This window comes from Mitsuaria sp. BK041 (assembly GCF_014193085.1).
In the GTDB taxonomy this organism is placed as follows: domain Bacteria; phylum Pseudomonadota; class Gammaproteobacteria; order Burkholderiales; family Burkholderiaceae_C; genus Roseateles.
Genome location: NZ_JACHYT010000001.1, coordinates 805,160 through 825,865, shown reverse-complemented (window position 1 = coordinate 825,865; position 20,706 = coordinate 805,160). Strand labels below are relative to the sequence as shown.

Genomic DNA, 20,706 nt, shown 5'->3' with positions numbered 1-20,706 from the left:
CCCGCTCACATGTCGCGCCCGTTGAAGTGCGTCACCGGAATGCTGTCGAGCTCGATGCCCTCCAGGCAGCGGACGTTGATCGCCGCCATCGCGTTGCCCTTCGGGTCGGTGCCCTCGGCATAGGGATGGATGCCGCACACCGCGCAGAAGCGGTGCTTGATGGCGTGCTTGTTGAACTCGTAGGTGCTGGCCGCCGCCTCATCGGTCTTCAACCGGAATTGCCCGCGCGGCACGAACCACAGCAGCGAACCCTTGCGCTGGCAGATCGAGCAGTTGCAGGCCATCGCCCCGTCGATCTCACCGTCCACCTCATAGGCCACCCGGCCGCAATGGCAGCTGCCCTGGTACGTCGTCATGTCGTCTCCGCTCGGTTTCATTGAAGCGGCCGACCTTACCTCAGCCGGGCGCGCGCCGCGCGTCACTTGAGCATCAGCTCGACGTCCTGTCCCGGATCACCGCAGCCATCCAGGCGCAGCCGCAGGAAGTCCAGGTCCATATGCAGGTGCTCCACCAGCTCCGGCACCGCGAGCTCCAGCGCGGCGATGCGGTCGGACTGCTGGTCGCAGGCATCGGCGAGCACCTCGGCCAGGTGCAGGATCGCCGCCAGCATCGAGAACGGCCGGATCTCCAGCGGCGCGTTGGCGTCCTTGAAGGCCTCGACCAGGTCAGCCGGGAAGTGCCAGTGCGCCGCCAGCGCCGCCGTCACGTCGGCATGCGTGCAGCCGAAGCGATGCATCTCCAGCGAGAACCGGCTGCCCGGCTCGGCCGCGTGGGCCTCGACGTCGGCGACCTGGTCCGGCTCGCTCATCGCCATCATGAGCTGCCCGGTGCGCAGCATCAGCCCGGCGAGGTAGGCGGTGTCGGCATCGCCCTGCAGCAGCTTGGCCAGCAGGCGCGCGTAGCCGGCGGTGCGCACGCTGTGGCGCCAGAAGCGCTGGCGGTCCAGGCCCTTCACCTCGGGGAAGGTGGCGGAGATGCTGGCCGCCATCGCGAGGTTGCGCAGCGTCTCCAGGCCCAGCGCCATCGCGGCGTCCTGCAGCGTGCCGATCGTGTGGGAGGGGCTGTAGCGCGCGGAGTTGGCCAGCCGCAGCACCTTGGCCGCCAGCGTGGAATCCTTGCCGATCAGCTCGGCGATCTGGCCGAGCGAGACGCCGTCGTCGTCCAGGCTGCGCAAGAGCTTGCGCCCGACTTCAGGCATCACCGGGAGGCTGGCGTGCCCCCCGAGGAAACGCTCCGCGCTGGCGGAAACGGGAGTCGTGGGGGTCATGCTGGCAATCGTCACGGCGGCCTCCTCTGGACGCGACGGCAGGTGGAGGCGAGTCTATGCCGCCCGGCCGCAGCGCGCCAGCGCCAGCAGCGCCACCGGGTCCAGCAGGCCGATGCGGTAGCCCTGCACCGCCAGGATGCCCCGGTCGGCGAGCTGCCGCAGCGCGCGCGACAGCGTCTCCGGCGAGATCGACAGCCGCGCCGCCACGTCGCGCTTGCGCTCGGCCAGCCGCACCTCGGCCGACCCGCCGGCCTGCGCCAGCAGCCAGGCGGCGATGCGCGCGGTCGCGTCCTTCGTGGTCAGCCCGCGCAGCGCGTCCTGCGCCTCACGCAGCTGCGCCGCGCTGGCGCGCAGCAGCGCGGCCAGCACCGGCGGCTGCGAGCGCAGCCACAGGGTCGCCGCCGCCATCGGCCACTCCATCACCAGCGCGGTGGCCGAGACGACCCGCGCGTCTTCCTCGTAGCGCCCGTCCAGCCAGGCGGTGTGCAGGTCCAGCCAGCACGGGCCGGCCAGCGGGCCGCCCGCCACGACCCGCCCTTCGCAGAGCGCCACCATCGCCACCGCCGCGTCCCCGCGGCGGAGCGCCAGGTCGCCGGCCCGGCAGCGGCGCACCCGCGCCATGCTGGCCAGCGCGGACCAGTCGTCGGCCTCCAGTAGCACATCGCCGAGCAGTGCGCGCCACGGCACCGGATGGGCGGGACCCGGCATCAGGGCGGCGTTGTGGGCGGGCTCGTCTTCCGCGGCGGCGGGCGACGAGACGCCGCGGGCAAGGGGCGCGGCGGGATCGGACAGGAGGTCGGCGGTCACGGGGCATTCTCGGAAACCGGGGATGCCGGACTGTCGCGGGACTGGCCGGAAATTGCCATGAGGGAGGTCAACATCCGAGCGATCGGACGCCTCCCGGATCAGCGGATCAGCAGCGCGCGGAAGTCGTTGACGTTGGTCTGCGTCGGACCGGTGATCAGCAGGTCGCCGAGCGCCTCGAAGAGCGCGTAGCCGTTGTTGGCGGCCAGCAGCTCGGCCGGCTTCAGGCCCAGCGCGCGGGCGCGCTGCAGCGTGCTCGGGCTGAGGAAGGCACCGGCGTTGTCCTCCACGCCATCGATGCCGTCGGTGTCCGCGGCCAGGCCCCAGACGCCCTCCTGCCCGTCCAGCGCGATCGCGCAGCCGAGCACGAACTCGCCGGCACGACCGCCGCGCCCGGGCTGCGGCACCAGCGTCACCGTGGTCTCGCCGCCGGAGAGGATCAGGCAGGGCCTGGCGAAGGGCTCGCCATGCCGCGCCACCGAGCGCGCCAGCGCCGCATGCACGCGGCCGACCTCGCGCGACTCGCCCTCGATCTCGTCCGAGAGCACGTGCGCGGTCAGGCCGAGCGCGCGCGCCGCCTCGGCCGCCGCCAGCAGGCTCTGACGCGGCGCGGCGATGATGCGCTGCTCATGACCGTCGAAGCAGGCGTCGCCCGGCTTGGGCGTCTCCCAGTGGCCGCGCTCCAGCGCCTCGACCGCCTGCGGCGGCAGCGTGATGCGATAGCGCCGGCAGATGGCCAGCGCGTCGGCGCAGGTCGTCGCGTCGGGCACGGTCGGGCCGGAGGCGATCACCTGCGGGTCGTCGCCGGGCACGTCGGAAATCATCAGCGTGAGCACCTTGGCCGGCGCGCAGGCGGCGGCCAGCCGGCCGCCCTTGATCGCGCTGAGGTGCTTGCGCACGCAGTTCATCTCGGCGATGTTGGCGCCGCTGGCCAGCAGCGCGCGGTTCACCGCCTGCTTGTCGGCCAGCGTCAGCCCGGGCGCCGGCAAGGGCATCAGCGCCGAGCCGCCCCCGGAGATCAGGCAGATCACCTGGTCGTCGGCGGTCGGCCGGAAATCGCGCACCAACTGCATCATCCGCGCCGCGGCCCGCTCGCCGGCGGCGTCGGGGACCGGGTGCGCGGCCTCCACCATCTCGATGCGCCGCGGCTGGTAGTCCGGCGGGATGTGGCCGTAGCGCGTGATGACCAACCCGCTCATCGGCGCGGACGCGGGCCAGGCCGCCTCCATCGCCTGCGCCATCGAGCCACCGCCCTTGCCCGCGCCGATCACCAGCGTGCGGCCCTTGGGCGGCGGCGGGAGATGGCCGGCGAGGATCTTGCCCGGCAGCGCGCGGTCGACCGCGACGCGGTAGAGGTGCTTGAGCAGCGCGCGCGGGTCGTCGAGCAGCGCCCGGGTCCGTGCGTCCGTAGCTTCCGGGGCGTCCGCCGCGTTCGATGACGCCGAGCGCGCCGATGAAGCCACCGGCGACGAGGACGCGTCGCCGGACGCCAAGGAAGCAGCAGGGCCGGCGGCGCCGGAGGCGGCGGCCCGCGCCGCGTCGGAGGTGGAGCTCATGGGCGCCGATTGTGGGCAGCGGCCGCTCAGCCGGCGTCCGTAGTGCTACCGACCTCGTGGTTGCCCATGACCTCGAGCGCGCGCACCAGCGCCGAGTGGTCCAGCTGGTCCCAGCCCTGCGCCGCGGCGGCCTGCATCAGCTGCGCGGTGCCGGCGGTGTTGGGCAGCGCCAGGTTCATCGCCTTGGCGCTCTGCAGCGCCAGGTTCAGGTCCTTCTGGTGCAGCGCGATGCGGAAGCCCGGGTTGAAGGTGCGCTTGATCATGCGCTCGCCATGGACTTCCAGGATGCGGCTGGAGGCGAAGCCGCCCATCAGCGCCTCGCGCACCTTGGCCGGATCGGCGCCGGCCTTGGAGGCGAAGACCAGCGCCTCGCCGACGGCGGCGATGTTCAGCGCCACGATGATCTGGTTGGCGACCTTGGTCGTCTGGCCGGCGCCCGCGCCGCCGACCCGCGTGATGTTCTTGCCCATCAGCTCGAACAGCGGCTTGATGCGGGCGAAGGTGGCCTCCTCGCCGCCGACCATGATGGACAGCGTGCCGGCCCTGGCGCCGACCTCGCCGCCGGAGACCGGCGCATCCAGCCATTCGGCGCCCAGTGCCTCGATCCGCCGCGCGAAGTCCTTGGTCGCCATCGGCGAGATGGAGCTCATGTCCACGACGGTCTTGCCGGCGCTCAGGCCCGCGGCCACGCCGCCCTCGCCGAACAGCACGCGCTCGACGTCCGGCGTGTCCGGCACCATCGTGAAGATGACGTCGGCGCGCTGCGCGACTTCGGTCGCGCTGGCGCAGAGGGTGGCGCCGGCGGCGGTCACTTCCTCGCGGACCTGGCTGCGGGTGTGCACGAACAGCGCATGCCCGCCCTGCGCGAGGCGCACCGCCATGGGCGCGCCCATGATGCCCAGGCCGATGAAGCCGATCTTGATGCTCATGAGGGTCTCTCTCTTTCAGTCCTTGAACTTGTCTCGCAGGGCCTGCGTCGCGGCGCGGAACAGGCCCAGGTCGCTGCCGACGGCCACGAAGGTCGCGCCCTGCTCGAGGTAGCGGCGCGCGTCGGCCTCGACCGGCGCGAGGATGCCCACCGGCTTGCCGGCGGCGCGGCAGGCGGCATGGATGCTCGCCATCGCGGCCTGCACCTCCGGATGCTGCGGATGGCCCAGGTGCCCGTAGCCGGCCGCCAGGTCCGAGGGGCCGATGAAGACGGCGTCGACGCCCTCGACCGCGGCGATCTGCGCGGCGGCGGCCACGCCGGCCGGGCTTTCGATCTGCACGATCACGGCGATCTGCTCGTTGATGCCCTGGAAGTAGCCGGGCACGGTGCCGTAGCGGTTGTTGCGCTGCGAGACCGACACGCCGCGGATGCCCTGCGGCGGGTAGCGCGTGGCGGCGACCGCGGCGGCGGCCTGCTCGGCGGTCTCGACGAAGGGGATCAGCAGGTTGGAGAAGCCCGCGTCGAGCAGCCGCTTGATCTCGACGGCGTTGTTGCTGCTCGGCCGCACGACCGGCGCGCTGACGCTGTCCTTGAGCGCCATCAGCTGCGGCACGAAGCTGCTGACCTCGTTGGGCGAATGCTCGCCATCGAGCAGCAGCCAGTCGAAGCCGGCCACGCCCAGCACCTCGGTGCTGATCGGGTTGGCCAGCGAGCACCAGCAGCCGATCAGGCGCTCGCCGGCGCGCAGGCGCTGGCGCAGCGTGTTGGGGAAGCTCGAATAGGGCGTGGTCGGCGTCGGCATGACTGGACTCCTCGGTGCGTCATCAATCGAGCTTGAGCCCGCTCTTGGCCACGACGCCCGCCCACTTCTTGCGCTCGGCGTTGAAGAAGGTGTCCATCTCGGCCGCGTTCATCGTGTTGACCTCGGCGCCCTGCGCGGCCAGCCGCGCGCGCACGTCGGGCGAGCGGATGATGCTGATCAGCGCGGCGGACAGCTTGTCGACATGGGCCTTGGGCATGCCGGCCGGGGCCAGGATGCCCTGCCAGGTGCCGGACTCGAAGCCGGTCGCGCCCTGCTCCGCCAGCGTGGGCACGTTGGGCAGCAGCGGCACGCGGGTGGCCTTGCTCACGCCGATGACCTTGAGCTTGTTCTGCTGCACGAAGGGCAGCGTCGCCAGCATGCCGTTCATCAGCACCTGCGTCTGGCCGGCGATCGTGTCGGTGACGGCCTGCGAGCCGCCCTTGTACGGGATGTATTCCCACTTCGCGCCGGTCAGGCTGGCGACCTGGTAGCCGGCCAGATGCGGCGCGCTGCCCATGGCGGTGACGGCGAAGTCGATCTTGGACTTCTTCGACAGCTCGACCAGTTCCTTCAGGTTGCCGGCCGGCACCGAGGGATGCACCACCAGCATGTGCGGCGAGTAGGCCAGCATCGCCACGCCGCGCAGGTCCTTGGACGGATCGAAGGGCAGCTTGGTGTAGAGCGAGGGGCTGATGGCCAGCGCGCTGACGTCGCACAGCATGACGGTGTAGCCGTCGTTCGCCTTGGCGGTCTGGTCCGCGCCCATGTTGCCGCTGGCGCCGGGCTTGTTCTCGACGATGACGGTCTGCTTGAGCTGCTCGGACAGCAGCGGCGACAGGATGCGCGCGATGATGTCCGATGAGCCGCCTGGCGTGTACGGGACGATGATCCGCAGCGGCTTGGCGGGCCAGTTGGCCTGCGCGAAGGCGCTGGGCGCGAGGCCGGCGATCGCGCCGGCGGCGGCCGCGGCGAGGACCGCGCGACGCGCGACGCGGGCCTGCCCGGTCGTCATGGACTTTTTGGTGTTCGTGTTCTTGGCGGTCTTCTGATCGTGCATGTCTCTCTCCATGTGGGAAGCCGCACTCGCACCCCGCGTGGGAACGGTGAGGCTCCGGGGGTTGGTCCTCAGCGGACCATGCAAGGCTTCTTCGGATCGAACTTCCAGCCGGGAATCAGGTGCTGCATCGCGACCGCGTCGTCGCGCGCGCCCAGCCCGTGCTTCAGATAGAGCTGGTGGGCGGCCTCGACGGCCTGCATGTCGAGCTGCACGCCCAGGCCCGGCGCGGTCGGCACCGCGACCTCGCCGTCGACGATCTTCAGCGGCCGCTGCGTGAGGTGCTGGCCGTCCTGCCAGATCCAGTGGGTGTCGATCGCGGTGAGGCGTCCCGGCGCGGCGGCCGCGGCATGCGTGAACATCGCCAGCGAGACGTCGAAGTGGTTGTTGGAATGCGAGCCCCAGGTGAGGCCGAAGTCGCGGCAGGTCTGCGCCACGCGGACCGCGCCGGACATCGTCCAGAAGTGCGGGTCGGCCAGCGGGATGTCCACCGACTGCAGGCTCAGCGCGTGCGTGAACTGGCGCCAGTCGGTGGCGACCATGTTGGTCGCGGTGGGCAGGCCGGTGGCGCGGCGGAACTCGGCCATCACCTCGCGGCCGGAGAAGCCGTCCTCGGCGCCGCAGGGGTCCTCGGCATAGGCAAGCACGCCGCCCAGGTCGCGCAGCAGGCGCACCGCGTCCTTGAGCAGCCAGCCGCCGTTCGGGTCGAGCGTGACGCGCGCCTCGGGGAAGCGCGCCTTCAGCGCGCGGATCGCCTCGACCTCTTCCTCGCCGCGCAGCACGCCGCCCTTGAGCTTGAAGTCCTTGAAGCCGTAGCGCGCCTGCGCGGCGACGGCCTGCTCGACGATGGCCTCGGGCGTCATCGCGACCTGGTGGCGCACCCGCAGCCAGGCGTCGGCGGGGGCGTCGCTGCCCGGCTCGTCGTCGGGCGTCTTGTAGGCCATGCCGGTCCTGGCGCGGTCGCCGACGAAGAACAGGTAGCCCAGCATGGCGACGCGGTCGCGCTGCCGGCCCTCGCCCAGCAGCTCGCACACCGGCACGCCCAGGTGCTGGCCCAGCAGGTCCAGCAGCGCGCATTCGACGGCGGTCAGCACGTGGATGGTGGTCCGCAGGTCGAAGGTCTGCAGGCCGCGGCCGCCGCTGTCCAGGCCCTGGAACCGCTCGCGGACCTGCGCCAGCAGCGCGTTCCACTTCGCCACCGGCTGGCCGACGAGCAGCTCGCCGGCCTGTTCCAGCGTCTTGCGGATGGGCTCGCCGCCGGGGATCTCGGCGATGCCGACGTGGCCGGCGTTGTCCTCCAGGACCAGCAGGTTGCGGGTGAAGAACGGCGCGTGCGCGCCGCTCAGGTTCATGAGCATGCCGTCGTGGCCCGCGACGGGGATCGCGCGGGCGGACGTGACGAGGGGACTGCTTGCGCTCACAGGGGGCTCCTGGTCGGGATCGAGGGAACGGGCATCAATCGGCGGTGATCTTGCGGGTCTCGATGACCTGCTTCCAGCGGGCGAATTCGGCCTTCTGGAAGCTCTGCGCCTGGTCCGGCGTGTTGGCGACGATCTCGATGCCGATGTCGGTGAACTTCTGCTTCACCGCGGGCTCGTGCAGCGCCGCGACCAGGTCCTTCTGCAGCTGCGCGCGCACCGCCGGCGGCAGGCCGCGCGGGGCGGCCACGCCCTGCCAGGAGTAGACGTCGGCGCCCTTGATGCCGGACTCGGCCAGCGTCGGCACGTTGGGCAGCACGGCCGAGCGCTTGTCGCCGGTGACGGCCAGCGCGCGCAGCTTGCCGCCGACGATGTGCGGCAGCACCGCGTTGACGTTCTGGAAGGAGGCGTCGACCTGCGCGCCGAGCAGGTCGGTGATGGCCGGCGAGCCGCCCTTGTAGGGCACGTGCAGGCCGTTGGTGCCGGTCTGCAGCCAGAAGAGCTCGGCGGTGAGGTGGTCGGAGGAGCCGTTGCCCGAGGAGGCGAAGGTCATCTTGCCCGGGTCCTTCTTCAGCGCGTCGATGACGTCCTTGACGCTCTTGAGCGGCGAGGCCGCCGGCACGACCAGCACGTTGGGCGCCTGCATGGCGACGGTGAGCAGGTCGATGTCCTTGAGCGCGTCGTACTGGACCGCCTTGAGCAGGTGGGGCGCGATCACGAACGGACCGAGCGAGGACACCAGCAGCGTGTAGCCGTCGGCCGGCGCGCGTTTGACCTGCGAGGTGCCGAGCGTGCCGGTGGCGCCGGGGCGGTTGTCGACGATGACGGTCTGGCCCCACTTCTTCTGCAGCTCGGCGCCCAGGGCGCGGGCGAGCATGTCGGTCGAGCCGCCGGCCGGGAAAGGCACGACGAGGGTGACGGGGTGGTCGGGGAAGCCGTTGGCGTGGGCCAGGGTGGCGGTGCACAGGGACAGGACGGCGGCGCCGAGGGCGGCGCCGGCCTTGACGGCCAGGCGGCGGGTCAGGACGGTCATGGTTTGTCTCCGGGAAGGAACCGTGGAAGCCGCTCTTGATGCGCCCCGGTGCTCAGTCCGAAGCGGGGGTGGCGGCCTTGTTGTCAGTCATCATACAAGTTGAGCTCCGGCGGTGACAAGGCACCGCGCTGCACCCGGAGATCGGGGAAAACACGCAGAACTCGAGCGCCTGGTCAATCAAAAGATCGTCGCCACTTCCGGCCGGAAGGGCTGGAGGTTCAAGGTGGAAGAGGCGAAGAAGGACGACGACGTGGCGAAAGCCAGCGCCTGAGCCGCCGGCAAGGTCCGGTCAGCGCTGTTCCTGCAACGCCAGCGCCGCGCGGCGGCGGCGTTCGCGGCTGTTGGCCAAGTGGGTGCGCATGGCCGCGCGCGCGGCCTCGGCGTCGCGCGCGGCGATCGCGTCGAGGATGCTTTCATGCTCCGCGTTCACGCGCAGCAGATAGTCGCGCTGCGCGATCGGGTCCTCGTCGCCGGCGGCCTGCAGGCTGGCCAGGCGCGCCCGCGGGATGCTCGGCGCGCCCAGCGTCGCCATCAACTGCTCGAAATGCGGATTGCCCGTCGCGCGGGCGATCTCCAGGTGGAACTGGAAGTCCGCCGCCACCGCGTCGCGGCCCGCCATCGCCGCCTCCGCGAAGGCGCCCACCGCCGCGCGCATCGCGTCCAGGTGCGCGTCTCCGCGCCGCTGGGCCGCCAGCGCCGCGGCTTCGGTCTCGACACCGATGCGCAGTTCCAGCACCGCGACGACATCGTGCAGCGTCGCCATCTGCTCGGCACCGATGCGGAAGGGCCCGCCCTCCCCCAGCCCCAGCACGAAGGTCCCGATGCCATGCCGCGTCTCGACCAGCCCGGCCGCCTGCAGCTTGGAGATCGCTTCCCGGACCACCGTCCGGCTGACCTCGAACTCGGCCATGATCGCCGCTTCGGTCGGCAGCTTGTCACCGCTGGCCAGCGCGCCCGCGCGGATGCGGTCCTCCAGCGCCCGGACAAGTCCGAGGGCCAGCGATTTCGGGCGGGTACGGGTCAGCGGCACAGTCATCAGGGGCTCAGTTGTACGACAACATCGGTCCACGCGACAACCGCGTTATCGCGGTGTCGCGCCGATGCAGCGCGAAAAGGGAATGGGACGGGAACGAAGAAGGCCGCGATTGTCCCGTGCCTGAGCCGCCCGGGTTCAGGGGTCGAGCGGGAACTTCGCGCAGCCCAGCCGCGCCGAGATGTCGCGGCTGGCCGCCTGCAGCATCGCCACCACCTCGGGCGCCTTGGCCTCGTCGTAGCGGAAGGTGGGGAAGCTCACGCTCATGCCGGCGATGGGCTGGCCCAGCCGGTCGAAGATCGGCACGCCCAGGCAGCGGATGTGGTCGTCGAATTCCTCGCGGTCCTCGCCGAAGCCCTGCGCCTTCACCCGCTCCAGCTCGGCCTGGAAGGCGGCCGGCTCGGTGATCGTCTTGTCGCGGAAGCGCTGGAACTCCGCGCCGGCCAGCACGCGCGCGCGGCGCTCCGGATGCTCCCAGGCCATCAGCACCTTGCCGATCGCGGTGCAGTGCAGCGGCGCGCGGCGACCGATGCGCGAGTACATGCCCAGCATGTGCCGGGAGTCGACCTTGTGGACGTAGATGATCTCGCTGTCGATCAGCGTGCCCAGGTGGACCGTCTCGCCGGTGGCGTCGGCCAGCATCTGCATGTGGTGCTTGGACAGGTCGACCAGGTCCGGATACTGCAGCGCCTTGGCGCCGATCTCGAAGACCTTCATCGCCAGGCCGTAGCGCTCGCTGTCGGACTCCTGGTGCACGTAGCCCAGGGTCTTCATCGTCTGCAGGAAGCGGTAGACCGTCGCCTTGGGCATGGCCAGGCGCACCGAGAGCTCCGAGATGCCGGTGTCGCTGCGTTCCGACAGGGCCTGCAGGATGGCAAAGACCTTGAGCACCGCGGCCACCGACTCGGGCTGCTGCTTGCCATCGTTCAGATCGTCATCCATGCGCAACGTGTTCCTGGAAAGGGAAGATTTCACCACAGCCGGCCGGTGCCCGCGCCCGCGCGAACCCGGGCCGGCACCTCGGTCGCGGCCTCGATGGGCAGACGGTACGGCGGCGTCCAGCCGGCCTCGCCGGCGACCGACCGGTCCGGATTCGCGGCACGAAGCATGCCCACCAGGTCGACCGGATCGCCGTTGAAGCGCGAACCGCGGTCCTCGATCCGGTCGCCCTTGAGCAGCCGCGCCACCCGCCCCGGCGCGATGCCGGCCGCCGCCTCCCAGGCGTTGGCCTCGCTCAGCACCTGCGACTCGAGGCCCGCGCCGATCGAGTAGGCGTAGGGATAGTCCCCCGCCGGCGCCGGCAGGTAGAGGTTGTTGGCGACATGCACCTGGCCGTAGCGCACCCGCGGCGCGCGCTCCTTCACCTGCTCCCACAGGTTGTGATGCAGCGTGACGCGCAGGTGCCCGCGGTCGTCGCGATGGCCGTCGCCGCCGCCGATCAGCATGGTCTTGTCGTGGCGGCGGAAGACGTTCCAGGACACGGTCACGAAGTCGGAGCGCCGCGTGATGTCCAGCAAGCCGTCATGCCGCTGCATCCGCTGGCCGAGCACCACCGGCTCGCGCGGATCGGGCCGGGCGCCGTCGTCGAAGACGCAGTGGTCGATCCACACCTGCGTCGCCTCGCGCAGCGAGACGGTGTCGTACTCGGAGTTCCATTCGCCATGCCCGTTGTCGTTCGGGTCCCAGGCGGGGAAGAAATCGTAGGCATCGGAGAAACGCAGGTTGCGCAGGATCACCTGCGAGACCTTCTCCAGCATCAGCGAGCCGTTGTCGAAGCCGGCATCGGGCGTGAGGCCGACGATCGTCGTGTTGGACGGCACCTTGACGACGACCTGCGCCGCCTGGCGCCGCGCGGACCGCTTGCGCGCCTCCTCGAGTGGCCCTTCGGGCGGGCGACGACCCCAGGTCGCCGGGTCGTACTGGCGCGCGAAGGCGTCGAGATCGAAAGCCGGATCGCGGAAATCCTCGATGCCCAGCGGGCGGCCGGACGCGTCCGCCGCCAGGTCGATGCGCGCCGCCAGCGCGATCAGCTTGGGCGTGTCGCCGAGCGCCAGCGCGGCATCGAGCTCGGCCCGCGTGCGCACGACGCGGATGGCCTCGGCCTTCGCCTTCGCGCCGCCTGCCGTGCCGCCGTTCATCGAGGCCCAGCCATCGCCGGGCGCGATCGCGTCGAAGGCCGCGGCGGGCACCGCGTCGGGGGACGCGGCTGGCGACGCGGCGGTCGACGCGACATTGCGGTACTCGGCCATGCGGTTGGCCGCTTCGCCGGTCGCGGCGAAAGGGCGGCGCGAGGTCGAGGCCGCCCAGGCCGTCAGATGAGGACCGAGCTGGCTGTCCCGGATCACCGCCTGGCCGTTGGGCGTCGACGGCGACCGGCGCCATTCTCCAGCCTTCACGCCGCGGTCCCAGGCCCGGCCCAGGCGCACGCTGCCCGGCGCGACGCCGGGCTCCGCCACCCAGCGTGTGCCCTGCACGAGGAAGCCGCGCGGCACGCCATCGGGCGTGCTGGGCGCGAGCACGACGCCGCCCTGCCCCGGCGAGCGCCGCCCCGCCCGGCTCACGATGACGCTGTCGTCGATCACCAGCGTCGCGCCGCCGAAGATGAAATCGACGTCGCCGCGGATCTCGCCGGCATGCACGAACACGCGCGACTCGCTCGCGAGGTCCTCACTGGCGCGCTCGGCATAGAAGGTGTCCTGGTGCCCGAGCAGCCGCACCTGCTCCAGCTGGATCCGGTCGCCGCGCGTCATCAGCGCGACGGCCTGCGCGCCGCCGCTCTCACCGACGCCGGGCGGGTAGCCCTGCCCGGCGCGCACGTGGTCCATCGCATCGTTGGCGATGGTCAGCCGCGCGAGCTGCACGTCATCGCTGAACAGCATCACGCTGGCGCTGCCCGGTGTCCCGAAAGTCTCCGCGTCGAGCAGCGGCATGCAGCGGTGCGCGACGGCGCCACGCGCCTTCGGCAGCGCGTTGTAGCGGCCCTCGACGATCACGACCTCGGCGGGATCACCACCCCCGTACAGCGTGAACGGCGCCTTGTCCTGGATGCAGAGCGGCTCGCGATAAGTGCCCGGCTTGACGAGCACGTAGGCGCGCACCGGGGCCGCCGATCCGCCCTGCCCCTTGGCCGGCAAGGCGTCGATCGCGGCCTGCAGCGTGCGGTGCGTGCCGCTCCCGTCGGCGGCGACGACGAAGGTCGGCGTCCAGCGCGCGGGATCGAGCGTCTGCGGCCGCCAATCGCCGAGGTAGCGCGCGGCCGTGGCCTGGGCGGCCGCGTCGTCACCGAGTTGCGGCCGGTCCTGCGCCCACGCGGCCTGCAGCGCCGCCACGCACAGCCCCGCCATCACCGCGCCGCGCCAGCCCCGCATCACAGGTCCGCCAGGTACAGCGCCGGCTCGCCCTCGGCATCGGCGCTGAACAGCACCTGCCGCTCGTCGGGCGTGAACGACGGATGCGGATGCGTGACCTGCCGGTTGCCCTTGTAGACGCGCCACGAGCTGTCATGCCGCGCCACGCGCCGTTCGGTGCCGGCCTTCAGGTCGAACAGGTGCAGGAAGGGATCGGTCGCGATCTGGTGGCTGCCGGTGTCGGCGACATCCGCCGGCGAGTCGCAGCCATCGCCGATCAGCAGCGTGCCGTCGTGGTTGCTCATCAGGTGCGAGCACGGTGGCATCTTCGTGAGGCGCCGGGATTGAAGCGTCATGGGATCGAGCGCGCAGATCCATCGATCGCGCTGCCCCTTCAGGTAGGAGACGTAGATCATCGCGGAACCGTCGGGCACCCAGAACTCATGGGTGCAGCTTTCGCCCTTGTCTTGACGCCGCCCGCACCGGACGTTGCCGCCGTCCTCGTCGACGAACCACATGCGCGCATCCACCAGGTCGTGCGGCCCTTCGTGGCAGTACGCGACCGTGTGGTCGTCGCCGGGTCGGTACTGCGGATGGCCCAGCCAGCCCTGCTGCTCGAGGATCACCTCGCGCGCACCGGTGGCCAGGTCGATGCGGATCAGCCGGCAGCGCGGCTTCGCATGGAACATCTGGTGGAACTTCTGCCAGTCGCTGAGCGGGAACCAGTCGCTCGCGGCGATCTCGATGCCGACCATCTTCGTGCAGGCGCTGTTCGAGACCCAGGTGCCGTAACCCACCCAGCCCTCGGGCACGGTGTAGACGACCTCCTCGCTCAGGTCGCGCAGCGCCAGGCGGATCAGGCGCCGCTCCGCGCGGACGAAGTACAGGTGCTGGTCGTCGGGGCTCAGGAAGCCGCCGAAGGTGTTCTCGCCCGCCTGGTCGGTGAGCTGCGTCGCGACCTGCGAGCCGAGGTCCAGCAGGTGGTAGTTCCAGCTCGAGCCGGGCCCGAACTCGGCGCCGAAGATCAGCCGCTGCCCATCGTTGGTGAAGCACTTCTGATAGAAGTAGTTGCGGTGGCAGGTCACGTCGGTGGGCGTGAGCCGGGTGACGCGCGCACCGGTATCGGGGTCCTCGCGGGTGACGAAGCGCAGCTGGCGTTCGGTGGCTTTCATGGTCGCTTTGATCCTCGGGAAGACAGGTTCACTTGATCCGTTGCAGCAGGGCCTGGCCTTCGGCGACCAGACGGCGCGCGGCGTCGACCTCGGTGGTCTTGCCATAGGCGACGGTCTCGAAGACCTCGCGCATGAACTTGTGCAGCCGCGCATGCTCGAACAGCGGCGCCGGGCGCTTGAGCCGGCCCGACTCGCGCTGGGCCTTGATCTGCTCATGCGCCGCGACCTCCAGCGGCGGCAGGGTGCCGGCCGCCTTCAGCTGCTCGAAGGGGCCGCGTGCCGACGGCAGGCCGCGCGTGCGGCCGAGCACCGTCGCGGCCTCGGGGTCGGTCAGCAGGAAGTTGACGAGCCGCGCGGCCAGCTCGGCCCGGCCGTTCTTCTCGGCATGGCGGCTCACCGCGTACATCACCGTGGGTCGGCCGAACATGCCGCTGTCCAGCGCGCCGGGCAGCGTCGGGAAGTCGCCCAGCACCAGCTTCTGCTGCTTGTCCAGCGTCGACGCGCGCAGCCCGATCACCGAGTCCCAGGTGTAGTTCCCCGCCCAGCGGCCGACCACCCAGTCGGGTTGCTGCTCGGTCGGCTTCTCCGCGCCGCCCAGGCTCGCGCGCAGCGGCAGCGGCGTGGCGACGTGCTCGGTGACGAGCCGCTTGTAGATGCGGACCCAGTCCAGCGCGGCCGCCTCGTTCATCGCCACGCGCGGCGACGCGGGATCGACATAGGGCGTGCCGTGGCGCTGCTGCACCCAGGCCTGGGAGAGCAGCATCATGTCGTACAGCTCGCCGTCCAGCGGGTAGGCGTCCTGGCCCAGGAGGCGGCGGAAGGCCGGTCCGGTGGCGAAGAGCTCGTCCCAGCTGCGCGGCAGCGCGAGGCCCGCACGATCGAAGGCCGCCTGGTTCCACAGCATCACCCGCGCGCTGAAGGACACCGGCAGTGCGTTGAGCTTGCCCGCGACCTCGCCATACGCGAGGTCTTCCCGGTCGAACTGGGCCAGGTCCAGCAGCGCCGCATGCCGGTGCAGGTCGGCGAAGCCGTTGCCGCGCTTGCTGAACATCGCCAGCCAGGCCCAGTTGATCTGCATGACTTCGGGCTCGGAGCCGCCGGCGATCTGCGTCGTCAGGCGCTCCAGGTAGCCGTTGAAGCCCATGTACTCGGCCTTCACCCGCACGCCGTGGCGGCGCTCGAAAAGCGCCAGCGCCTTGAGCGTCGCTTCGTGCCGGCCCGCGCCGCCCCACCAGGCGAAGCGCAGCACGGTGGCCTTGTCCTGCGCGCGCAGCACCGCCGGCGTCGTCAGCGCGGCGCCCAGCCCCGCGGCGGCGACCGCGGCGCCGCCTGCCGCCAGGCCCAGCACCTGTCGTCTCGGCAGGCTCATGCGCGCGTCCCCAGCGCGGCGGACATCAGGTTCACGCCACTGCCCGCGTCGAAGAGGTGGCAGGCCGACAGCTGCAGATGCAGCGTCATCGCGTCGCCGCGCGCCAGGCCCTGCAACGCGATCGCCTGCTCGGCCGGGATGCGCGCCGTGATCGGCAGCGCGCCCAGCTCTGCATGCAGGTAGACCTCCGAGCCCATGTGCTCGGTGAAGCGCAGCCGCGCCGTGACGCCGACGCTGTCGCCCTGCACGCGCGGCGCCAGGCCGATGTGCTCCGGCCGCAGGCCGAAGGTCACCGCCGCATCCGCCAGGCGCGGCAGCGCCGCGATGCCCGCTGCCTTGTCCGCGGGCAGCGGCAGCCGCGCGCCGCCGACCTCGACGGCCAGCCCGGTGTCGGTGGCTTGCAGGCGCGCCTCGAGCAGGTTCATCTCCGGCGAGCCGATGAAGCCGGCGACAAAGGCGTTGGCCGGCCGGTCGTAGAGCGCCGTCGGCGTGTCGACCTGCTGGATCACGCCCTCCTTGAGGACGCAGATGCGCTCGCCCATCGTCATCGCCTCGACCTGGTCGTGGGTGACGTAGATCGTGGTGGCGGGCTGCTGGCTGTCGCGCAGCGTGCGGTGCAGCTCGGTCAGCCGCACCCGCATCGCGGCGCGCAGCTTGGCGTCGAGGTTGGACAGCGGCTCGTCGAAGAGGAAGACGTCCGGCTTCTTCACGATCGCCCGGCCCACCGCGACGCGCTGCGCCTGGCCGCCGGACAGCTGCTTCGGATAGCGGTCCAGCAGGTGCTCCATCTCCAGCAGCTTCGCGGCATGGCGCACGCGCTGGTCGAGCTCGGCCTTGGGCGTGCCCGCCAGCTTCAGGCCGAAGGCCAGGTTGTCGTAGACCTTCATGTGGGGATACAGCGCGTAGTTCTGGAACACCATCGCGATGCCGCGCTGCTTGGGCGCCAGCGCGTTGACGGCGCGGTCGCCGATGCGCAGCTCGCCGCCGGTGATGCTCTCCAGCCCCGCGATCATCCGCAGCAGCGTCGACTTCGCGCAGCCCGAGGGGCCGACGAAGACCATGAATTCGCCGTCGCGCACCTCCAGGTCCACGCCGTGCACGGCCTTGAATCCGTTGGGGTACACCTTCTCGACCTTGTTGAGGCTCAGTCTTGCCATGCCGATGTCCTTGTCAGCCCTTGACGCCCGAGGACGTCGCGCCCTCGATGAAATGCTTCTGCGCCGCGAAGAACACGGCGATCGACGGGATCAGCGCCACCACCGAGATCGCGATCACGTTGGCCCACTCGACCTCCTCGGTCGCGCCGATGCTCATCTTCAGCGCCAGCGAGACCGGGTACTTCTCCACCGAGGCCAGGTAGATCAGCGGGCCCATGAAGTCGTTCATCGTCCAGATGAACTGGAAGACGATCACCGAGATGATGGCCGGCTTGAGCAGCGGCACGATGATGTGCCACAGCAGCTGCAGCGCATTGCAGCCGTCGATCTGGGCGGCCTCCTCCATGTCGCGCGGGATGCCGCGCAGGAACTGCACCAGCATGAAGACGAAGAAGGTGTCCGTGGCGAAGGCCGAGGGCACGATCAGCGGCAGGTAGGAGTCCAGCCAGCCGATCTCGCGGAACACCAGGTACTGCGGCAGGCGCAGCACGATCAGCGGCAGCATCATCGTGGCGATCATGATGCTGAACAGCAGCTTGCGGCCCCAGAACTCGAAGCGCGCGAAGGCGTAGGCCACCAGCACGCAGGAGATCACCGTCACGACGATGCGCGGGATCGTGATCAGGAAGCTGTTCAGGAAGTAGGTCGCGAAGGTGTACTCGGTGCTGGTCTTCCAGCCCTTGGCGTAGGCGCCGAAGTCGAAGCGGTCGGGCCAGAAGCCGGCGGAGCTGAAGATCTCGGCGTTGCTCTTGAAGGAGGCGCCGATCAGCCACAGCAGGGGATAGAGCATCACGATGGCGACCGCGGCCAGCGCCAGGTAGCGCAGCGGGCGGTTGCCGCGATCGCGTCCCAGGGTCAGGGTGGGCGCGGTGCCATGACCGCTGCCCTCACCCCCGCCCTCTCCCGCAAGCGGGAGAGGGGGTTGGAGGGGCGTACTGCGGCGCCGAGGGGTGGGAAGGCGGCTCATCGCTTCGACTCCTTCTCGCCCGAATAGAAGACCCAGTACTTCGAGCTCCAGAAGGACAGCGCCGCCAGTCCGCCGACCAGCGCGAACAGCACCCACGACAGCGCCGCGCCGTAGCCCAGGTTGAAGAAGCGGAAGCTCTGGTCGTAGATGTAGAGCGCCAGCACGTAGGTCGAGTGCAGCGGGCCACCCTCGGTGATCATGTACGGGCCGTTGAATTCCTGGAACGCGTGGACCATCTGCATGATCACGTTGAAGAAGATCACCGGCGTGATCAGCGGCACGGTGATCTTCCAGAACTGCTGGGCCTTGCTGGCCCCGTCGCACTCGGCCGCCTCGTACAGCGAGATCGACACGTTCTGCAGCGCCGCCAGGAAGATCACCATCGCCGAGCCGAACTGCCACGTGAACAGCAGCACGATGGTCCACATCGAGTAATGCTCGTCGGCAAGCCACGGGATCGGCTCGAGGCCCAGCTTCACCAGCACCAGATTCACCAGCCCGTTGCGCGCGAAGACGAAGCGCCACAGCACCGCCACCGCGATCGAGCCGCCGAGGATGGACGGGATGTAGAACGCCGCCCGGAAGAAGTTGATGCCGCGCAGCTTGAAATTGAGCACGTGCGCGATGAACAGCGCGAAGCCCACCCGCAACGGCACGGCGAGCAGCGCGAAGAGCAGCGTCACGCCCAGCGACTTGCGGAACAGCGGGTCCGCGGTGGCGAGCTCCTCGTAGTTGCGCAGCCCGACGAACTGCGGCGGGTCGATCAGGTCGTACTGCGTGAAGCTGAGCGCGAAGCTCATCACGAAGGGGAAGAGCTTGAACAGCAGCACGCCCAGCACGAAAGGCAGGACGAACAGGAAGCCCAGTCGCTTGTTCTCATACATGAGCCGTGTCTCCGTCGGCGGGCGCGCGGGGCCTCTGCGGACCCCGTCGCGCCGAACATGGCGTCAGCGGGCGAGCCACCCGCCGTCGACCGCGACGGTATACCCGTTCACGTAGTCCGAGGCCTTGGAGGCGAGGAACACCACCGGTCCGGCCAGGTCGTCCGGCACGCCCCAGCGGCCCGCCGGGATGCGGTCCAGGATCGCGGCGTTGCGGCTCTCGTCCTGGCGCAGCGCGGCGGTGTTGTTGGTGGCCATGTAGCCGGGCGCGATCGCGTTGACGTTGATGCCGTGCGCCGCCCATTCATTGGCCATCAGCCGGGTGATGCCCATCACGCCGCTCTTGCTGGCGGTGTACGAGGGCACCCGCACGCCGCCCTGGAAGGACAGCATCGACGCCACGTTGATGATCTTGCCGCCGCCGCCCTGCGCGAGGTACTGCCTGGCCACGGCCTGCGAGAAGAAGAACACCGTCTTGAGGTTGAGGTCGACGACGTCGTCCCAGTCCTTCTCGCTGAAGCGGATCGCATCCTCGCGCCGGATGATGCCGGCGTTGTTGACCAGGATGTCGACGCGGCCGGTCAGCGACTTGGCCTCGGCCACCAGGCCCTCGATGCAGCTGATGTCGCCGAGGTTGGCGCGCAGGTCCAGGAAGCGCCGGCCCAGGCGCTCGACCTCGGTCCGGGTCTCGACCGGGTCGGACACGTTGACGCCGACGATGTGCGCGCCGGCCTGCGCCAGCGCCACCGCCATGCCCTGCCCCAGCCCGGTGTTGCAGCCGGAGACGATGGCCACGCGGCCATCGAGTTGGAAGTTGTCCAGGATCATCTCGTTCATTCCCTTGGTCGGGTGGGGTCGCCAGGCGCGGCGCTTCAGCGCAGCGTCGTCATCGGCACGTGGTCCATGTCCTTGAAGACCTGGTTCTCGCCGACCATGCCCCAGATGAAGGTGTAGGCCTGGGTGCCGACGCCGGAATGGATGGACCAGCTCGGGCTGATCACCGCCTGCTCGTTGCGCACGACCAGGTGGCGGGTCTGCGTCGGCTCGCCCAGCATGTGGAAGACCACCGCGTCGGCCTTCATGTCGAAGTAGAAATAGACCTCCATGCGGCGGTCGTGCTGGTGGCAGGGCATGGTGTTCCAGAGGCTGCCCGGCTCCAGCTGCGTCATGCCCATCAGCAGCTGGCAGGTCGGCAGCACGTCGGGCACGAGGAACTTGTAGATGGTGCGGCGGTTGCTCGTCTCGGGTGCGCCCAGCGTCTCGGGCGAGGCCTCGGCCAGCGTGACCTTGCGCGTCGGATAGGACGTGTGGGCCGGCGCGCAGTTGAAGTAGAGCTTCGCCGGGTTGGCGCCGTCGACGCTCTTGAACTCGACGATCTTCGCGCCCTGGCCGATGTAGAGCGCCTCCCGCGGGCCGACTTCGTACTGCGTGTCGTCCACGAAGACGCGGGCCGCGCCGCCGATGTTGATCAGCCCCAGCTCGCGGCGCTGCAGGAAGTAGTCGGTGCCGGTGTGCTTGCCCAGGTCCGCCGAGAAGGTCACCGGCTGGGTCACCGGCATGATGCCGCCGACGATGATCCGGTCGATCTGGCTGTAGGTCAGCGTCGCGCGGTCGGGCTGGAACAGGTCCTCGACCAGGAACTGGCGGCGCAGGCCTTCGGTGTCCAGCGTGCGGGCATGCTCGCTGTGGATGGGTTGGCGGATGTCCATGTCTTCCTCGGTGCGGTGGGGGTGTCCGTGCCGCGCGCCTTCGCGCGGCGGCGGAAGGAAACACCCGGCATCGGGGTGCTTCCGGCGACTGATGGGAGCGAAGCGTACGGGCCTGCGGACTTTCCCGGAACTATGGTTTCTATGTAGTGAACCGCTGTTTCAATTTTTCGCGACGTCGCTATAGTTGCTCGCAACGACGGCCGGGGCCC

The 20,706-nt window shown here is 70.4% G+C and carries 19 protein-coding genes; all 19 read right to left on the bottom strand.

The window, feature by feature from the left end; genetic code table 11:
* Positions 1-5 precede the first annotated feature (5 nt).
* Positions 6-356 (bottom strand): GFA family protein, encoded by a 351-nt coding sequence (locus FHT38_RS03570; RefSeq protein WP_147241635.1) that lies wholly within the window; start codon positions 354-356, stop codon positions 6-8.
* 62 nt (positions 357-418) lie between these two features.
* The gene (locus FHT38_RS03565) at positions 419-1,267 is read right to left on the bottom strand and encodes an HDOD domain-containing protein (protein WP_091721954.1); all 849 of its coding nucleotides are present in this window, start codon (positions 1,265-1,267) and stop codon (positions 419-421) included.
* A gap of 54 nt (positions 1,268-1,321) precedes the next feature.
* A complete protein-coding gene (locus FHT38_RS25570) occupies positions 1,322-2,074 on the bottom strand; it encodes a Crp/Fnr family transcriptional regulator (protein WP_183489957.1) in 753 nt (250 codons plus the stop codon).
* A gap of 98 nt (positions 2,075-2,172) precedes the next feature.
* Entirely contained in the window at positions 2,173-3,627 is a 1,455-nt protein-coding gene (locus FHT38_RS03555) for a glycerate kinase (RefSeq protein ID WP_183489954.1), read from the bottom strand.
* A 26-nt stretch (positions 3,628-3,653) separates the two neighbouring features.
* Positions 3,654-4,556, bottom strand: a complete 903-nt coding sequence (glxR, locus tag FHT38_RS03550) for a 2-hydroxy-3-oxopropionate reductase (RefSeq protein ID WP_183489951.1) — start codon at positions 4,554-4,556, stop codon at positions 3,654-3,656.
* Positions 4,557-4,571: 15 nt separating this feature from the next.
* On the bottom strand, positions 4,572-5,357 hold the full coding sequence (gene garL, locus FHT38_RS03545) for a 2-dehydro-3-deoxyglucarate aldolase (protein WP_183489948.1): 786 nt from the start codon (positions 5,355-5,357) through the stop codon (positions 4,572-4,574).
* 22 nt (positions 5,358-5,379) lie between these two features.
* Positions 5,380-6,369, bottom strand: coding sequence for a tripartite tricarboxylate transporter substrate binding protein (locus tag FHT38_RS03540; RefSeq protein WP_183492380.1), 990 nt, complete (start codon positions 6,367-6,369; stop codon positions 5,380-5,382).
* Between the two features lie 113 nt (positions 6,370-6,482).
* Positions 6,483-7,832 (bottom strand): enolase C-terminal domain-like protein, encoded by a 1,350-nt coding sequence (locus tag FHT38_RS03535; protein WP_310737342.1) that lies wholly within the window; start codon positions 7,830-7,832, stop codon positions 6,483-6,485.
* Positions 7,833-7,866: 34 nt separating this feature from the next.
* The gene (locus FHT38_RS03530) at positions 7,867-8,862 is read right to left on the bottom strand and encodes a tripartite tricarboxylate transporter substrate binding protein (protein WP_091721929.1); all 996 of its coding nucleotides are present in this window, start codon (positions 8,860-8,862) and stop codon (positions 7,867-7,869) included.
* Positions 8,863-9,151: 289 nt separating this feature from the next.
* On the bottom strand, positions 9,152-9,898 hold the full coding sequence (locus FHT38_RS03525) for a FadR/GntR family transcriptional regulator (protein ID WP_183489945.1): 747 nt from the start codon (positions 9,896-9,898) through the stop codon (positions 9,152-9,154).
* 135 nt (positions 9,899-10,033) lie between these two features.
* Positions 10,034-10,837 carry a DNA-binding transcriptional regulator KdgR gene (gene kdgR, locus FHT38_RS03520; protein ID WP_183489943.1) on the bottom strand — a complete coding sequence of 268 codons (804 nt, stop codon included), beginning with the start codon at positions 10,835-10,837 and terminating at the stop codon, positions 10,034-10,036.
* 29 nt (positions 10,838-10,866) lie between these two features.
* Positions 10,867-13,263, bottom strand: a complete 2,397-nt coding sequence (locus tag FHT38_RS03515) for a pectinesterase family protein (protein WP_183489940.1) — start codon at positions 13,261-13,263, stop codon at positions 10,867-10,869.
* Positions 13,263-14,414 carry an oligogalacturonate lyase family protein gene (locus FHT38_RS03510; protein ID WP_091721916.1) on the bottom strand — a complete coding sequence of 384 codons (1,152 nt, stop codon included), beginning with the start codon at positions 14,412-14,414 and terminating at the stop codon, positions 13,263-13,265. Before FHT38_RS03510 ends, FHT38_RS03515 begins: the two co-directional genes overlap by 1 nt.
* Before the next feature lie 28 nt (positions 14,415-14,442).
* Complete coding sequence (locus FHT38_RS03505) at positions 14,443-15,783, bottom strand: ABC transporter substrate-binding protein (RefSeq protein ID WP_183489937.1); 1,341 nt, start codon at positions 15,781-15,783, stop codon at positions 14,443-14,445.
* The gene (locus FHT38_RS03500) at positions 15,780-16,940 is read right to left on the bottom strand and encodes an ABC transporter ATP-binding protein (RefSeq protein ID WP_183489934.1); all 1,161 of its coding nucleotides are present in this window, start codon (positions 16,938-16,940) and stop codon (positions 15,780-15,782) included. Before FHT38_RS03500 ends, FHT38_RS03505 begins: the two co-directional genes overlap by 4 nt.
* A gap of 13 nt (positions 16,941-16,953) precedes the next feature.
* Positions 16,954-17,907: a carbohydrate ABC transporter permease gene (locus FHT38_RS03495; protein WP_183489931.1), complete on the bottom strand. Its 954-nt coding sequence runs from the start codon at positions 17,905-17,907 to the stop codon at positions 16,954-16,956.
* Positions 17,904-18,791: a carbohydrate ABC transporter permease gene (locus FHT38_RS03490; protein ID WP_091721903.1), complete on the bottom strand. Its 888-nt coding sequence runs from the start codon at positions 18,789-18,791 to the stop codon at positions 17,904-17,906. Before FHT38_RS03490 ends, FHT38_RS03495 begins: the two co-directional genes overlap by 4 nt.
* 63 nt (positions 18,792-18,854) lie before the next feature.
* Entirely contained in the window at positions 18,855-19,625 is a 771-nt protein-coding gene (gene kduD, locus FHT38_RS03485) for a 2-dehydro-3-deoxy-D-gluconate 5-dehydrogenase KduD (protein ID WP_254783191.1), read from the bottom strand.
* Between the two features lie 35 nt (positions 19,626-19,660).
* Positions 19,661-20,497: a 5-dehydro-4-deoxy-D-glucuronate isomerase gene (gene kduI / locus FHT38_RS03480; RefSeq protein ID WP_091721898.1), complete on the bottom strand. Its 837-nt coding sequence runs from the start codon at positions 20,495-20,497 to the stop codon at positions 19,661-19,663.
* Positions 20,498-20,706 lie beyond the last annotated feature (209 nt).

Bases quoted from the DNA above. Each gene is read 5' to 3' on its own strand.
- FHT38_RS03525 (WP_183489945.1), bottom strand. From the start codon at position 9,898: ATGACTGTGCCGCTGACCCGTACCCGCCCGAAATCGCTGGCCCTCGGA.
- FHT38_RS03490 (WP_091721903.1), bottom strand. From the start codon at position 18,791: ATGTATGAGAACAAGCGACTGGGCTTCCTGTTCGTCCTGCCTTTCGTG.
- kduI (WP_091721898.1), bottom strand. From the start codon at position 20,497: ATGGACATCCGCCAACCCATCCACAGCGAGCATGCCCGCACGCTGGAC.
- FHT38_RS03565 (WP_091721954.1), bottom strand. From the start codon at position 1,267: ATGACCCCCACGACTCCCGTTTCCGCCAGCGCGGAGCGTTTCCTCGGG.
- FHT38_RS03495 (WP_183489931.1), bottom strand. From the start codon at position 17,907: ATGAGCCGCCTTCCCACCCCTCGGCGCCGCAGTACGCCCCTCCAACCC.
- garL (WP_183489948.1), bottom strand. From the start codon at position 5,357: ATGCCGACGCCGACCACGCCCTATTCGAGCTTCCCCAACACGCTGCGC.
- FHT38_RS03570 (WP_147241635.1), bottom strand. From the start codon at position 356: ATGACGACGTACCAGGGCAGCTGCCATTGCGGCCGGGTGGCCTATGAG.
- glxR (WP_183489951.1), bottom strand. From the start codon at position 4,556: ATGAGCATCAAGATCGGCTTCATCGGCCTGGGCATCATGGGCGCGCCC.
- FHT38_RS03530 (WP_091721929.1), bottom strand. From the start codon at position 8,862: ATGACCGTCCTGACCCGCCGCCTGGCCGTCAAGGCCGGCGCCGCCCTC.
- FHT38_RS03500 (WP_183489934.1), bottom strand. From the start codon at position 16,940: ATGGCAAGACTGAGCCTCAACAAGGTCGAGAAGGTGTACCCCAACGGA.
- FHT38_RS03555 (WP_183489954.1), bottom strand. From the start codon at position 3,627: ATGAGCTCCACCTCCGACGCGGCGCGGGCCGCCGCCTCCGGCGCCGCC.
- FHT38_RS03540 (WP_183492380.1), bottom strand. From the start codon at position 6,369: ATGACGACCGGGCAGGCCCGCGTCGCGCGTCGCGCGGTCCTCGCCGCG.
- FHT38_RS03515 (WP_183489940.1), bottom strand. From the start codon at position 13,263: ATGCGGGGCTGGCGCGGCGCGGTGATGGCGGGGCTGTGCGTGGCGGCG.
- kduD (WP_254783191.1), bottom strand. From the start codon at position 19,625: ATGAACGAGATGATCCTGGACAACTTCCAACTCGATGGCCGCGTGGCC.
- FHT38_RS03505 (WP_183489937.1), bottom strand. From the start codon at position 15,783: ATGAGCCTGCCGAGACGACAGGTGCTGGGCCTGGCGGCAGGCGGCGCC.
- kdgR (WP_183489943.1), bottom strand. From the start codon at position 10,837: ATGGATGACGATCTGAACGATGGCAAGCAGCAGCCCGAGTCGGTGGCC.
- FHT38_RS03510 (WP_091721916.1), bottom strand. From the start codon at position 14,414: ATGAAAGCCACCGAACGCCAGCTGCGCTTCGTCACCCGCGAGGACCCC.